15 protein-coding genes and 1 pseudogene are annotated in these 13917 nt (G+C 63.6%); 3 read left to right on the top strand and 13 right to left on the bottom strand.

Annotated features, from left to right (window positions below; translation table 11 throughout):
• Positions 1–103: 103 nt before the first annotated feature.
• The 3 genes from msrA to P0D96_RS15760 form a co-directional block, all read right to left on the bottom strand.
• Positions 104–610 (bottom strand): peptide-methionine (S)-S-oxide reductase MsrA, encoded by a 507-nt coding sequence (gene msrA / locus P0D96_RS15770; RefSeq protein ID WP_408180252.1) that lies wholly within the window; start codon positions 608–610, stop codon positions 104–106.
• A gap of 168 nt (positions 611–778) precedes the next feature.
• Positions 779–1051 (bottom strand): hypothetical protein, encoded by a 273-nt coding sequence (locus tag P0D96_RS15765; protein WP_408314205.1) that lies wholly within the window; start codon positions 1049–1051, stop codon positions 779–781.
• An 88-nt stretch (positions 1052–1139) separates the two neighbouring features.
• Complete coding sequence (locus tag P0D96_RS15760) at positions 1140–1565, bottom strand: Ohr family peroxiredoxin (protein ID WP_408180254.1); 426 nt, start codon at positions 1563–1565, stop codon at positions 1140–1142.
• Between the two features lie 426 nt (positions 1566–1991).
• Here P0D96_RS15760 and P0D96_RS15755 point away from each other — a divergent pair, with 426 nt between their 5' ends.
• Positions 1992–2996, top strand: coding sequence for an FUSC family protein (locus P0D96_RS15755; protein ID WP_408283995.1), 1005 nt, complete (start codon positions 1992–1994; stop codon positions 2994–2996).
• A gap of 39 nt (positions 2997–3035) precedes the next feature.
• Here the strand turns inward: P0D96_RS15755 and P0D96_RS15750 are convergent, their stop codons facing one another.
• On the bottom strand, positions 3036–3947 hold the full coding sequence (locus P0D96_RS15750; RefSeq protein ID WP_408180255.1) for a LysR family transcriptional regulator: 912 nt from the start codon (positions 3945–3947) through the stop codon (positions 3036–3038).
• 164 nt (positions 3948–4111) lie between these two features.
• Here P0D96_RS15750 and P0D96_RS15745 point away from each other — a divergent pair, with 164 nt between their 5' ends.
• Positions 4112–5212 carry an NAD(P)H-dependent flavin oxidoreductase gene (locus tag P0D96_RS15745; protein WP_408314203.1) on the top strand — a complete coding sequence of 367 codons (1101 nt, stop codon included), beginning with the start codon at positions 4112–4114 and terminating at the stop codon, positions 5210–5212.
• A 41-nt stretch (positions 5213–5253) separates the two neighbouring features.
• Here P0D96_RS15745 and P0D96_RS15740 read toward each other — a convergent pair whose 3' ends face one another.
• The 9 genes and pseudogenes from P0D96_RS15740 to P0D96_RS15700 all read right to left on the bottom strand — a co-directional run bounded on the left by P0D96_RS15740 (position 5254) and on the right by P0D96_RS15700 (position 12508).
• Complete coding sequence (locus P0D96_RS15740) at positions 5254–5490, bottom strand: tautomerase family protein (protein WP_408314201.1); 237 nt, start codon at positions 5488–5490, stop codon at positions 5254–5256.
• Positions 5491–5549: 59 nt separating this feature from the next.
• The gene (locus P0D96_RS15735; RefSeq protein WP_408180257.1) at positions 5550–6260 is read right to left on the bottom strand and encodes an SDR family NAD(P)-dependent oxidoreductase; all 711 of its coding nucleotides are present in this window, start codon (positions 6258–6260) and stop codon (positions 5550–5552) included.
• A gap of 215 nt (positions 6261–6475) precedes the next feature.
• The gene (locus tag P0D96_RS15730) at positions 6476–7639 is read right to left on the bottom strand and encodes a patatin-like phospholipase family protein (protein ID WP_408283733.1); all 1164 of its coding nucleotides are present in this window, start codon (positions 7637–7639) and stop codon (positions 6476–6478) included.
• Positions 7640–7791: 152 nt separating this feature from the next.
• Positions 7792–8175, bottom strand: a complete 384-nt coding sequence (locus tag P0D96_RS15725) for a hypothetical protein (protein WP_408314199.1) — start codon at positions 8173–8175, stop codon at positions 7792–7794.
• A 74-nt stretch (positions 8176–8249) separates the two neighbouring features.
• Positions 8250–8693: a hypothetical protein gene (locus P0D96_RS15720; RefSeq protein ID WP_408314197.1), complete on the bottom strand. Its 444-nt coding sequence runs from the start codon at positions 8691–8693 to the stop codon at positions 8250–8252.
• 201 nt (positions 8694–8894) lie between these two features.
• Complete coding sequence (locus P0D96_RS15715; RefSeq protein WP_408314195.1) at positions 8895–9764, bottom strand: alkene reductase; 870 nt, start codon at positions 9762–9764, stop codon at positions 8895–8897.
• A 110-nt stretch (positions 9765–9874) separates the two neighbouring features.
• Positions 9875–10627: pseudogene (locus P0D96_RS15710) on the bottom strand (LysR substrate-binding domain-containing protein); the annotation flags it as partial.
• 139 nt (positions 10628–10766) lie between these two features.
• Positions 10767–11486: a hypothetical protein gene (locus P0D96_RS15705; RefSeq protein ID WP_408283728.1), complete on the bottom strand. Its 720-nt coding sequence runs from the start codon at positions 11484–11486 to the stop codon at positions 10767–10769.
• 197 nt (positions 11487–11683) lie between these two features.
• On the bottom strand, positions 11684–12508 hold the full coding sequence (locus P0D96_RS15700; RefSeq protein ID WP_408180262.1) for an isocitrate lyase/PEP mutase family protein: 825 nt from the start codon (positions 12506–12508) through the stop codon (positions 11684–11686).
• A 388-nt stretch (positions 12509–12896) separates the two neighbouring features.
• On the opposite strand from P0D96_RS15700, the gene P0D96_RS15695 reads away from it, so the two are divergent.
• Positions 12897–13904, top strand: a complete 1008-nt coding sequence (locus tag P0D96_RS15695) for a LacI family DNA-binding transcriptional regulator (protein ID WP_408283723.1) — start codon at positions 12897–12899, stop codon at positions 13902–13904.
• Positions 13905–13917: the final 13 nt, after the last annotated feature.

Raw genomic sequence — 13917 nt, 5'->3', positions numbered from 1 at the left:
GCATCAAGCGCCTTTCAAAACGAAGAAGCCCGCGAACGATGTCCGCGGGCTTCTTCTTCTTTGCGCCACGGCGTTGCTTCATCGTCGGCGCTTGATTTAACCTTCAGCCGCGCTCGGGCAGCTTCCAGTTCGGGCGGACGAAGTGGCACGTGTATCCGTCGGGAATGCGCTCCAGATAGTCCTGATGTTCCGGCTCGGCTTCCCAGAACGGGCCGGCGGGAACGATCTCGGTGACGACCTTGCCAGGCCAGAGATCCGATGCCTCGACGTCGGCGATGGTGTGCTCGGCCACTCGCTTCTGCTCATCGTCGAGATAGAAGATGGCCGAGCGGTAGCTCATGCCGATGTCGTTGCCCTGGCGGTTCTTCGTCGTCGGATCGTGGATCTGGAAGAAAAACTCCAGGATCTTGCGATAGCTGATCTGGCGCGGGTCGAACACGATTTCGAGCGCCTCTGCGTGCGTGCCGTGGTTGCGGTAAGTGGCGTTGGGCACGTCGCCGCCCGTGTAGCCCACGCGCGTGGACAGCACGCCGGGATAGCGCCGCAGCAGGTCTTGCATGCCCCAGAAGCAGCCGCCGGCCAGGATGGCGGTTTCGGTTTGCGTCGTCATTTCAATCCAATCCTTTTCGTCAGTGGTTGGCTCGCCGTTTTTCGGATGCGGTCCCGCAAGCATGCCAGAGATCGGCACGGCCAGTCGGCCGGCAGGCAAAGCCCTTCGTGCCGACCTGGCATTGGCAAGCTAACCGGCCGCGCTGCGTGCGGCGGCCGGCGGCGCGCTTTAGTGACGTGCGTAAAGATTGTCGTGAAGCGCGACGGCGGCGCGGCTCGCGGACTCGGAGTGGCCGGAGACGACACCGCCATACGCCGCCTGCGAGTTGGCTGCGTCGTCGGCACTCGCCGCGACGGTTTGCGCGCTCTGCCCGCGTTGCGACGCCGGGGCGCCGACCGAAGGGCGATAGAAGGGGGCCGGACCATAGCCGCTGGCGAATGCGGGCGCGGCGGCGGAAGCAGAAAGTGCGACGAGCAATGCAGCAACGAGTTTGGTTTTCATGATGGAACTCCGCTTAAAAGATGTTTGGTAAGAGGTGCGAGCCTTGCCGGATCGCGCCCCGAAAAGCCGATTCAGTGATGGAAAAGGATCAGACCACGTTGACCACGACGTCGATGTTTCCGCGCGTTGCTTTCGAATACGGGCAGATTTCGTGCGCTTCGTGCGCGAGGGCCTCGGCGACTTCGCGTGCCACGCCCGGCACGCTGACGTCGAAGCGGGCCTGGAGGAAGTAGGCGTCGCCGGTCATGCCCAGATCCACCTCGATATCCACCGACAGATCGGCCGGAAGCGTCACCTTTTTCGCCTGAGCCACGAGGCCGATCGCGGAGATGTAACAGGCCGACCAGGCGCCCGCGAACAACTGCTCCGCGGTCGGATGCGCCTGGACGGCCGGGAACGAGATGTCGTCGCCGGCGCCTTTGGCCGTCGACAGATTGAGGTCGACGCGGCCGCCGCGGCCGCTGAACTTCGTGTGGGTTTTGCCGGTGAGCAGGACGGTTTCGATCTTGGTCATGATGAATTCCTTGAAAGAGAGAGGGTGTCTAATCGCTTTAAATCGCATGCGATGCGATCGCATGCGTCGCATAATGAGGGAGAAGTTTGGCCTTGTCAAGCGCATGAGATTAAATCGCATACGATTTTTGATAGCAAAAGCCGCGATTAGTCGATGGCCGTCAGGAAGCGGTTGTCTTAACCGGGTTGGCGAAACAAGCCGCTGACCACGATTTCCGACCGGTCCGCGCCGTTCCGATCAACTAGACTACGGGTAGCCCAATCCGACGCGCCCAACGCCGTGAAGCGAACGACGATCCCGGAGAACGACAAGAAAGAGATCAGCGCCGACGCGCAAAACCGCGCGGCGAGCGATGGCATTCAAGGCGAACCCACGGGCGAGGACGGGCGTGGCGTCCTAAGAAGAGCGACGATTTGGCTTGAGCAGATGGATCCCGGCACGCATCGCCGGATCAAGGGACTGCGGCTTATCACCGCCTACGGCATCGCCGCTGCGCTCGGGACGTTGCAGGACATCACGCATGGTTTGCCCGGCGCGACGCTCGTCGCCTCGCTGGCCGGCAACTTCGCGCTGTGGGCCAGCGTCTCGGAAGCGCGCGTCTCGCGGCCCGAATCCAGCCGCGACCTGGCACTCCTGTGTGCCGCCGCCGTGCTCGGCGCGGCCATGTTCATCGCATTCGCCCCGCTCCTGCAGTCGATCGGCAAATCGGGCCCGGAACTGACGCTCGTCACAGGCGCCTTTCTGGTCGGCTATCTCAAGCGCTTCGGCATTCTGGGTGCGGGAATGGGCTCCCAGATATACATCGGCCAATTGCTGGCTTACAACGTCCATCTGACGACGGTCGATCTGCCGGCGGTCGGAGTGGCGGGACTGATCGCGATTATCGCGTGCATCGTTCCACGGCTGCTCAGCGGCCCGGCGGAGCGTCCCGCCATGACGGTGCTTTCGCCTGTCAACGTGCCGGATCGCTGGATACTTTCCGCTGAACTCATCATGGGCCTGCAGGCGGCAAGCGGCGCGCTGGTCGTCGTTGTCTTGAACGAGACGATCGGACTCAAGGAGTCCGCCTGGGCGATCACGGCAAGCACCTACGTGGTTGCGGGCTCCGCGAGCGGCACGGCGGAACGGGTGCGCCGACGGATCATCGGTACGTTGATCGGCGTTCCGGTGGGTTTAGCCTGCCTGCCGCTCGTCGAGCACGCGCCGCTGCTCGCCTGGGCCGCCGTCGCGGCCGCCATGATCGTCTACGCGATGACGTTGCCCGATCGCTACGACATCGCTTGCGGAGCGTTCGCCTTCACGCTGATCGTGACGCTGGCGATCGGCGGCGTGCACTCCATTTCGATTCTTGGCGCGCGCGCCTGGGAGACGCTCCTCGGCGGCGTGCTTGGACTGCTGGCGGCGAAGTTCATCTTCCCGCTGCGCTTGTGACGGGCCGTTGTGGAGAGCGTCGCGCGACCGTCCGCAAGCCTACGACCCCAGCTTTTCCATCAGGAAGTCGACGAAACTGCGCACGCGCGAGGACAGATGCCGCGCATGCGGATAAAGCAGCACGAACGGCCGCGAGCAACCGCCATAGGGAATGAGCAATTCCTTGAGCGTTCCCTCAGCAAGGTCTTTCTCGACAATGAACCGGTAGGTTTGAAAAATACCCGCACCGTGACGCGCGAGCGTCGCCCCGGCAAGCACGTCGCCCGATGACGTGCAAGCGCCGCTCGTCATCGTCTCGACAACTTCGCCTTCGTATTTGAACAGCCACGGAAGATTGCGGCCGGTGCTCGGCAACGCGTACTGGACACAGTCGTGATGGATCAGGTCGTCCGGCGTTTTCAGCTTGGCGGCGCCACGCAGATAGGCCGGCGAAGCGATGACCACCAGTTCCGCGTCCTCGATCGTGCGCGCGATCAGCCCGGAGTCTCCGGGCGCCGCGCCGCGAATGGCCAGGTCGAAGCCTTCTTCGCCAAAATCGATGTTGCGATTGCTGAGATGCGTTTCCACCGTCACGCCCGGATAGCGCTTGCGAAACTCGGCCAGCAGGGGAAGCACGCGGTAGTGTCCATACGGCGTCGGCATGCTGATGCGCAGCACGCCGGTCGGCGCGGTTTGCTGTCCGGTCGCTTCGCGCTCGGCTTCGGCGAGCTGGGCCAGCGCCAGACGACATTGTTCGAAGTAGCGTCGTCCCGCATCGGTTAGCCGGATCTGTCGGGTGGTCCGCACGAACAATCGCACGCCGAGGCGCTCTTCCAGACGCGCGACCGTACGACTGACGGCGGCCGGCGTGACGCTCGCGGCGTTGGCGGCCTCGGTGAAACTCTCCAGTTCGGCCGCGAGACAGAACAGTTCGATACTGCCCAGAAGGACATCTTCAAATTGACGCTGCATGGTCTCTCGGCGAAGTGCCTGATCGCGCTGTCTTGTCCGGGCAGTATGCCGCCCGGAACGGCCGCAACGCGAACGCAACGGCGGCGCGGCCGCGTTGGATGCGGAACAAGGGTACATACGGAATATCAGGACTATATTGTAGTGAGACTCGATGAGGAAGGGACATGAGCAATCAGACAGACAACCGCGCCTTGCTGCACGTGCTGGGCATCGACAAACCGATCATTCAGGCGCCCATGGCCGGTGTCACGACGCCCGCCCTGGCTGCGGCAGTTTCCAATGCGGGCGGGCTCGGCTCGCTGGGCGTCGGAGCGATGAACGCTGACGGCGCGCGCAAGGTGATCAGGGAGACGCGCGCACTGACGGGCAAGCCGTTCAACATCAACGTGTTCTGCCATCAGCCTGCGCAAGCGGACGCCACGCTCGAGCAGCAATGGTTGAGCTGGCTTGCGCCGCACTTCGAAAAATATGGGGCAACGCCGCCGGCCAAGCTGTCGGAGATCTACACGAGCTTTCTTGCGGATCCCGCCATGCTGGCGGTTTTTCTGGAGGAGAAGCCGGCGATCGTCAGTTTCCACTTCGGCTTGCCTTCCGGCGATGTCATCGCCGAACTGAGGAAGGCGGGCATCAAGCTGCTTGCCAGTGCGACCAATCTGGAGGAAGCGGCGCAGGTCGAAGCGGCCGGCGTCGATGCGATCGTGGCGCAAGGGATCGAGGCCGGCGGGCATCGCGGTGTCTTCGACCCGGATGCATTCGACGACAGGTTGGGCACGTTCGCCCTGACGCGTTTGCTGGTCAGGGAATGCCGGCTGCCGGTGATCGCCGCTGGCGGCATCATGGACGGCGCCGGCATTGCGGCGGCGCTCGCGCTCGGCGCTCAGGCCGCGCAGCTTGGCACGGCCTTTGTGACGTGCCCGGAAACGTCGATCGACGAGGGTTATCGTCGCGCGATGCTCGGCGAGGCGGCTCGCCGCACGACGTTCACGGCGGCGATCTCCGGGCGGCTGGCGAGAAGCATGGCGAACAGCTTCACGGCGCTCGGCGCCGACCCGCATTCACCCAGGCCGGCCGCCTATCCCATTGCCTACGACGCCGGTAAGGCGCTGAATGCGGCAGCGAAGGCGAAAGGCGAGTTCGGCTACGGCGCGCATTGGGCAGGCCAGGCCGCCGCGCTGGCAAGGTCGATGCCCGCGGCGGAACTGATGGCCCAGCTGGAGCGCGAACTGAAGCAGAGCATCGAGCAGCTGCGGCAGTTCGCGAACTAAAAACTGGAAGGCCAACGGGTAGAGCGATCCCCGCCCGACGCTCAACCCGACTTCTGGGCAAGCTGCTTGCGATAGGCCTCGACCGGCAATCCGCCCCAGCCCCAGTTCTCGGTGTCCACTTCTTCGATGACAACGAAGGTCGCTGCGAGCGGCTTGTTCAGCACGTCCAGCAGCACCTGACTGACGCCTGCGATGAGTTGGGCTTTTTCGTCGGCTGTGACAGCATCGTTGCCGGGTTTGGAACCTTCGCGGGTCACCTGAATTGTGACGATAGGCATGGCGTTCTCCGTAATCCTCGGTTGACGTGAAGGCGCCGATCAGCGGCGCCCTGGCGTGATCAGTGGCCCGCGCTCTGGCCGCCGTCGACGTGCAGGATTTCGCCCGTCACGAACGGCGCTGAATCCAGATACAGGACAGCGCCCACGATATCGCTCATTTCGCCCATGTGCCCGACAGGATGCAGCCCGCCGAGCGCCGCATGGGTTTCTTGCGCATGCATGGGCGACTTGATGATGCCCGGCGAGACGGCGTTCGCGCGGATGCCTCTCTTCGCGTATTCGATGGCCAGCGACTTCGTGGCCGCGTTCAGGCCGCCTTTGGTCAGTGAGGCCAGCACCGAGGGTACGCCGTCGATAGCGTGGTCGACGAGACTCGTCGAAATGCTGACCACGTGGCCGCTGCCATTCTTTTCCATCTCGGCAATGGCGAGTTGCGTGATGAAAAAGAAGCCGTTGAGGTTCACGGCGGTGACGTTTGCGTAGTCTTCGGCCGTATAGCTGGTGAAGGGCTTGGCGACGAAAATGCCGGCGTTGTTGACGAGCGTGTCGATGCGGCCAAAGCGGGCGATGGCTTCGGCAATTACGCGCTGCGCGGTGGCCGGGTCGCCGATATCGCCTGCCACGGTCAGGACGTTGGGATCTTCCGAGGGCTTGACCGAACGTGCGGTGGCGACGACGCGGTAGTCGAGCTTGCGAAACGCGTTGACCAGTTCGGCGCCGATGCCTTGCGATGCGCCCGTAACGACGACGACTTTTTGTGACGTGTTCATGGCTAAATCTCCGGATAAGTAACTTGGGATCAAATGCTGATCGGGCCAGCGGCTCCGATGGGTATGAAATCTAGGCCCATCGGCGCCGATCTCGAACACCCGCCATGGACAAACAGTCTTGCGTGCGAGGTACAAATGGGATTTGCGGTGGTTGGGCGCGCGAGGCTTACGCCGCGCCCGGCGTCGCTAGTCGCTGCTGGCGGCGCCAACGCGACTTATTTTTGGCTTTCCGCCGAGGCCATGCGAAAGACCGAGAGGCCTTCCATCGGGTCCAGTGATTCCCGCCAGGGCGCGCGCTTCAGCAAGCGGACCGTGTCTTCGTAACCCGCAAGCCAGCGCCGCTTGATGCCCGCCGACGAAAAATCGATATCCCTGTTCAGGTCATCGTTATCGAATGCCGGTGCGTCGAGTTCCAGCACTCGCATCGTGGTGCCGCAACCCCAGCCGAGGAGATCGCGCACCTGCGGATCGTCGCGTACCTCTTCGGGCAGATGCTGTCCGAGTTCACGAATCACGTGGCGCAAGCGGTGAATCTGCTTCTGTCGATCGAGATGACTTTCCGCGCGGCTCGAATACTGAATGTCGCGCTGCCGGCTCATGACCTGCAAGATCGATTCGGGTTCCGGACCGCTCGAAGGCCATAACTGCACCGAAAAAATCACCGAGTCGCGCCGCGGGCGGTCGTCGAGCACGGCTTCGAGCGGCGTATTCGAATAGATGCCGCCGTCCCAGTACGATTCGCCTTCCAGTTGCACCGCTGGGAAGCCGGGCGGAAAAGCGGCGGAGGCCATCACGTGTTCGACGTCGAGCAGCGCGTCGCGATTGGTGAAGTAGCGCATGCGTCCGCTGCGGACATTGACTGTGCCGACTGTCAGCCGCGTCGCCTTCTGATTCAGGTAGTCGAAATCGACTAGCGAGGACAAGGTTTCGCGCAGCGGTCCGGTTGAATAGAAAGCTGCCTGACCGGAACGGACGCGTGCCTGAATGCCCGCCCAGGATTGCAACTGTGGAGTAAAAAACGACGGCACGCCTTGGGTGACCGTGGCGAGGTCGCGCAGCCAGTTTGCGAGTCCCGGCAGCCAGTTTGCCGCCTCGATGCCATGACGCGCCACGCCGTTCCAGAACTGGGTCAAGCGCGCCATGCGGTTCTCGGGCAGATTACCGGCGATGATCGCGCCATTTATCGCGCCGATCGACGTGCCAATGACCCAGTGCGGTTCGACTTTGCCGTCATGAAGTGCCTGATACACGCCCGCCTGGTACGCGCCGAGGGCGCCGCCGCCCTGAAAGACCAGGACAATCTGGCCGGGAATGTCCGGTGGGGTGTCCGGCCCGCCGGCTGCGCCGGTCTCGTGTTCGACGTGCGTTTCGTTGCCCATGACAAGCCTCCTGGACACCTGCTGCGGTGCCGCTGATTTTGCCACGGTATGGATCCGCACCATCACCGGCAGTGGTGAATTTAGTCAAACCGTGGAGCCGGGTGGCAGGCGCAAACGCGCGGGTGAGCGGAGCGTTTGAGCGGCGCGACGCTTTACGCCTTCGGCAGCCTGGATTTTCTGCTGCGCTCTCGCGGCTTCGGCTCGACGCCCACGCGCGGATCGCGGGCGAGCACCAGCGCCGTCAGCCGTTCGGTGACAGTTTCAAACGCCGGATCGTCTTGCGGTATGTAGAGCCATTTGCCGAGCACGGGATGCGGCCGCAAGGCCGGTATTTCTTCGATCAGCGCGGCGTGTCGGTCGTGTGACGTGCACACCAGCAGGCCATTCCACGGCTTGTCGCGATCCGCGGCGATCAGGCACAAGAGTCCGTCGATATAAGCGGCGTCGCTGCCGAACATCCGCTTGCTGATGTAAGTCGGATCGCGCTCGAACGCGTCGAAGATCCAGATGAGCGAGTTGCGCACGGTTGAGGGCATCGGGCGTGAAGTCCTTGGCGACGTGGGCGATGAGGAGCGAAAAGCATAGCACCGCGACGCCCGGCCGCCCTTCGTCAATCGGTGCAGATCACCGCGGTCAGCAGCAACGGAATGACCGAGTGCACCTTGGCGATGCTTCCGGCCGCGCGCACGCGCGTTTCGACCGACTCGCTCGGCGCGGACAGCACGACGCCGTATAACGGGCCCGCGAGAGCCTGGCCGCGGCCTTTCTTGAACATCCCGTCGTCCGGCTCGTAGCCGAGCACGGCGTAGACGCGAAAGCCGAAGACGGTCATGTCGCTGCCGTGCACGGGACGAAACGCGTTGACGGAGTTCTTGTCGACCCGCATGGGATTGGACTCGATGTACTTGTCGTCGATGAGTTTCGTGATGAACGCGTGGGGACGCGCCTGGCAGTCGAACTGGTCGTCGAGCGCGTAGGCATGCGAGGCCGCCGGGCAGAAGCCGACGCTTGAGACGAGGAGTGCGGCAAGCACTCTGAAAGGACGAGGTTCCATGACTGACGGCCCAAACTGCGGGCGTCGACAGGCTTGAACGCACGCTAGTCATCAGTCTCTCATGGCTGCGTGAACAGCGTACGTGCGTCAGCGAACTTTGGCGGCGTCGTGCATCTGGGGCGGAAGCGCGTCTCGCGCCGCACGCGCGAGCGCGTTCGAGCGGCGCGGGACGTGTGCCCATGCCCGTGCTCATACCCGTGATCAGGCGGCCAATTCCAGCGCCGCTTCACGGCTCGCTTCAGGCGTCCGGTGGAACGGGTAGTCGGTGTAGCCGACAGCCGTGCCGCCGTAGAACGTGTCGCGATCGTAGTCATTCAGCGGCAGTTTGTGGCGAAAACGTTCGGGCAAGTCAGGGTTGGAGATGAAGTAACGACCGAACGCCACCAGGTCGGCGCTGCCTTCGGCAAGAATCGCTTGCGCCGAGTCGGCGTCGAATCCACCGGCCGCGATGATCGTGCCGCGATACGACTGGCGGAACCGGCGCGCGGCGATCGGATTCTGATCCCGGCTTTCGTCGGCTGCGTTGCCCGCTATGCGCGGTTCGATCAGATGGAGGTAGGCGAGATCGAGCTTGTCGAGTTCTTTCACGACATGCGTGAAGAGCGCGACAGGATCGCTATCCGACATGTCGCCGAACGAGCCGCTGGGCCCGATGCGCACGGCCACGCGATCGCTGCCCCAAACGGAGATCGCAGCCTGCGTGACTTCGAGCAGGAAGCGCGCGCGGTTCTCGATCGAACCGCCGTACGCGTCGTTACGCTGGTTGCTGCCGTCATGCAGAAACTGGTCGATGATGTAGCCGTTCGCACCGTGAATTTCGACGCCGTCGAATCCCGCTTCCAAACCGCGCTGTGCTGCCGAGCGAAAGTCTTCGACCAGCGCTACGACTTCGGCTTCGGTGAGCGCGCGATTCGGCGTGCTCGGCACCCAGCCGCTGGCAGTGTAGGCGAGTCCTTCCGATTCGATTTCAGACGGGCCGACAGGCAGTACGCGATCCGGTTGCATATCGCGATGCGACTGGCGGCCCGCATGGAACAACTGCAGGAAAATGCGGCCGCCTTTTGCATGCACGGTCTCAGTGATTGTCTTCCAGCCGGGAATCTGCGCATCCGAGTAGATTCCGGGTGCGCCGAGGCCACATACACGGGAATGGGGTCGGCCCACCAATCGGCAAATGCCGGTTCCAGTGCGCCGCTTTCGAAATGCATCCGGCCGAGAAACGTCAGCGCATGCACGACGCCCAGACCGGACAGGCCCATCGCGAGACAGGCCGTCGAATCGTTCGCGGTCAGCGTGCGCTCGGGCGTCACGTCGACTTTCTCGCCGTTTCTGGTGACCGCGATCGGGAACGCCCGTCCGGTTCGCGCCGCGACCATCTGGATCACCACGTGCCCATGTTCCAGCTCCGAGGGATGCTTGGGGCGGTCATGCCGTTTCCAGTAGTCCGGGGTCGCGCACAGCACCTGGCGCACTTCGCCGAGCCGTCGCGCGACCAGCGACTGGTCGGTGACCTTGCCGGTGCGCACGACGCAATCGATGTTTTCCGCCACGAGATCGAGCGGCCGGTCGCTGACACCGAAGTCGAGCTTGATATCCGGGTAGCGCGCGACGAAATCGGGCAGCGCCGGGATGATGAGGCCGAGCCCGACCGGCACCGGAAAATCGACGCGCAGACGGCCGCGAGGATTGCTCTTCGAGCGCGCCATCACGCCTTCGAGTTCCTGGAGTTCGTTGAGCAGCCGCACGGCACGCTCGTAGTAAGCGGTGCCGTCGGCGGTGGGGCTGACCTTGCGGGTGGTGCGGTTGAGCAGCTTGGTGTCCAACTCCGCTTCGAGCGTTTGAATGAGCCTGGTGACGGTTGGCTTGGGGATGTTCAGGGTCTCGGAGGCTCTCGTGAACGTTCCCGTTTCCACCACGCGCACAAAAGCCTGCATCGCCTGAAATTTGTCCAAGGGCCACCCCTGTTGAATTGGCTCGCTCGAGCCGCACCGGCGGGCGGTGCGATCCGATCATACATCGAGTTCGCCGATCCTTTTATGGCGCTGCGGGCGCTTGCGTCCTGCCGCAAGCGGCTTACTGGAATTCGATATGGCCGAAGTCGAGCGCAACGAGCAAGGGTTCCGGCACCTTCTGCATCGCGCTGTCATAGGCGTAGATACGACGCCGCGTCGGCATCTGGATACCTTGGAACTCGCGATATTCGCTGACATAGTTCGCGCCGGTCGCGCCGCCGAGAATATCGACGGTGTAGTCATGGCGGCGCATCAGTCCATCGGTGCCGAAATGGGTAATCTGCGTACGCGTGTGACTCGCGATGTGTTCGGGAAACGTCACCTTCAGACGGCGCCAGGTTTCGCCGTTCTCATGCCACGGCTCGATCTCCTCGCTTTCGAAACCCGGATAGGTGTAGAGGAAAGGCGAAGTCAGGTAGGTCCAGAGCGCTTCGCTGGCGAAGTACGCCACGTGAAATTTGTCCCACGGCGTCTCGAGCGTCTGACCGGCAAAAGCGGCCTCCGGATGCTCGCGCGTTTCGGTGACCGCGCCGTCGAGCGTTTCCAGCGTCAGGCGCTCAGGCACAAACACGCTGCGCAGATTGGGCGCCGTGAACGGGGTAATGGTCAGCTTCTCAGTATGCGTCGTGAGGTCGATACGCTTGTCGACCAGCAGTCCAGGCTGTTGCTTGACATGCCAGATGGCGCCGTCGACGGACAGTTCGGCGGAGAGTCGCGTGAAGCTATCCCAGCGTTCCATCCCACCATGTGCGTCGACAGCGAATGCCAGGAGATCGTTCATGGGTTCCACCTCGTGAGTTGACGCGGGTAACGGCAGGGTGCTGGCTCGGATATTCTGGAAGCCAAAGTATCCTATCTGACATACGGAATTCGCCGTACGTCAAATGTTCCATCTTTCCGGTCAATCACGCGCGTGCGCGGCTATGCCGGCTATCCGACGCTATGAGGCGCGTTAGCCGCAAGCCGCGTCATCACGCTTCAAGCATGGTTCTGGAACAGCTCATTGAGTTGCGAGCCCGGCGCCGCGCCGGCAAAGCCGTCGAAGCGGCCCTGCGCAAGCGACTGTGCCGCCTGCATGAAGCCACCCCACGCGGCGCGAGCCAACGCCCCTCCGACACTGATGCGCCGCACGCCGAGCGCGGCCACGTCCTGCAGCGTGAACGCCGACGTCGAACCGATCAGCAGATTGACGGGCTTCGGCGCCACGGCGGCGACCACGGCCTCGATCTGCTCGCGCGTCTGGATGCCCGGCGCGTACAGGCAATCGGCGCCGGCCGCGGCATAGGCCTTGAGGCGCGCGATCACGTCGTCGAGATCGGGCGAGCCGGCGAAGAAGTTCTCCGCCCGGCCGACCAGCAGCGTATCGCCGCCGCTTTCGTCGATGGCGCGGCGCGCAGCGCTGATCCGTTCGACGGCGACCTCGATAGGAAAGAGCGGCGCGACGGCGTCGCCCGTGGAGTCTTCGATCGACAGGCCGGCCACGCCGGTTTCGACGGCGAGCCTGACGCTTTCCGCGACCTCGTTCGGCGTGCTGCCGAAGCCGTTCTCGAAGTCCGCGTTGACGGGCAGGTCGGTCGCTTCGACGATCTTACGCAGATGCGCGAGGATCGCCTCGCGCGGCAATGTGTTGTCGGCGTGTCCGGTGGACCAGGCAAAGCCGGAGCTGGTCGTGGCGAGCGCCTGGAAGCCGAGCGTATGCAGATAGCGCGCGCTGCCGGCATCCCACGGATTGGGCAGGACGAAGCAACCGGACGTGTGCAGCGCTTTGAACGCGGCGCGCTTCTCGGCGACGGTGCGGGACATGGCGTATCTCCTGAAAGCGGGCGAGCCTGAACTGCCCGTACTGGTTATGCGACCTCGAGGTCCACGACCGGGAAGTCGGTTTCGGTGTCCGCGGTGAGCGGTTCGTCGACGTGGCGGAGCCGCTTGCGGCGGGTCTCATCATCCGTGAAATTTACTCTTTTGTGTGCGACATACGTATGTTCGGAGAGGTGTCGCTGCTCGCCAGCCTCGCGAGCGCGCCTTTCGACGCGCAATGACAAGGCAGCTCGTTGACGTCCCCGATCGATGTTTACGCAACCGGCGGCCTGGCTTGATGCGCCACAGCCGGGATGCGATGATCCGGTCATCGTCGCTTCCTCTTTCTGTCAGCCCGACGCGAATGCCTAGCTCCACACGCCGCAAAACGAGCATGACCGACATCGCGAAGGCCGCCGGTGTCAGCGAGGCGACCGTCGACCGAGTGCTGAACGGGCGAGGCGGCGTGTCGCGCGCGAAGGAAATGAGCGTGCTCGAATGGGCGCGCAAGCTGAAGATCGACCGCGCGCTCGACTCGGTGTCGGTACGCTGGCTGCGTATCGCGATCCTGTTGCAGCAACCGGTGTCGCCTTACTACGTGTCGTTGAAGCAGGGCTTCGAAGTGGCGCAAAAGACGTTCGAGGGGCAGCGCGTGATCTGCGCGGTCACTTACTTCGACAGCCTCGATCCGGCGCGCGTGGTCGACACCATTCACCGCGCCACGCAGAAGGCCGACGCGCTCGTCATCGTCGCGTATGAGCATCCGGACATTACCGCGGCGCTGCGGCAGATCAGCCGCGCCATTCCGGTCGTGACGCTCGCCAGCGATCTGCCGGGCACGGGGCGGCTCGCCTACGTCGGCGTGGACAACCGCTGCGCGGGACGTGTCGCGGGCGAACTGGTCGGGCGCTTCATCGGCGAGGCGGGCGGTAAGGTGCTCGTGCTGACCGGCATGCATGATTTTCTCGGCCATGAAGAGCGCGAAAGCGGCTTTCGTTCCGTGCTGCGGCGGCGCTTTCCGAACTGCGACATCGTAGAGACCGTGGAGAGCCGCGAGCAGTCGGTGATCACCGAACGGCTCACTCGCGACGCCTTCCGGCGGTATCCCGATTTGCGCGGCATCTACAACATTTCCGTCGGCAACGAAGGCGTGGGCGCGGCGCTCGTGGCGCTCGAGCGCACGCGCTCGACGGTGTTCGTCGGTCACGAACTCAACGAAAGTTCGCGACGGCTGCTGATAGAAGGCACGCTCGACGCCGTGCTCGATCAGAATCCGGCCGGCGAAGCCATGCGTTCCATCGAAATCGTTCTGCGGCACTATCATCGCGATCCGGGCGTTGCCTTGCCGCATCAGATTCCCGTCACCGTGCTATTGCGCGAGAATCTGCCGCTCAGCGACTAGCCTCGCATCGTGC

The sequence above is a fragment of the Paraburkholderia sp. RL17-347-BIC-D genome (genome assembly GCF_046027915.1).
In the GTDB taxonomy this organism is placed as follows: Bacteria; Pseudomonadota; Gammaproteobacteria; order Burkholderiales; family Burkholderiaceae; genus Paraburkholderia.
The sequence above is the reverse complement of the archived record's forward strand: the minus strand, read 5'-3'. Positions and strand labels throughout refer to the sequence as shown.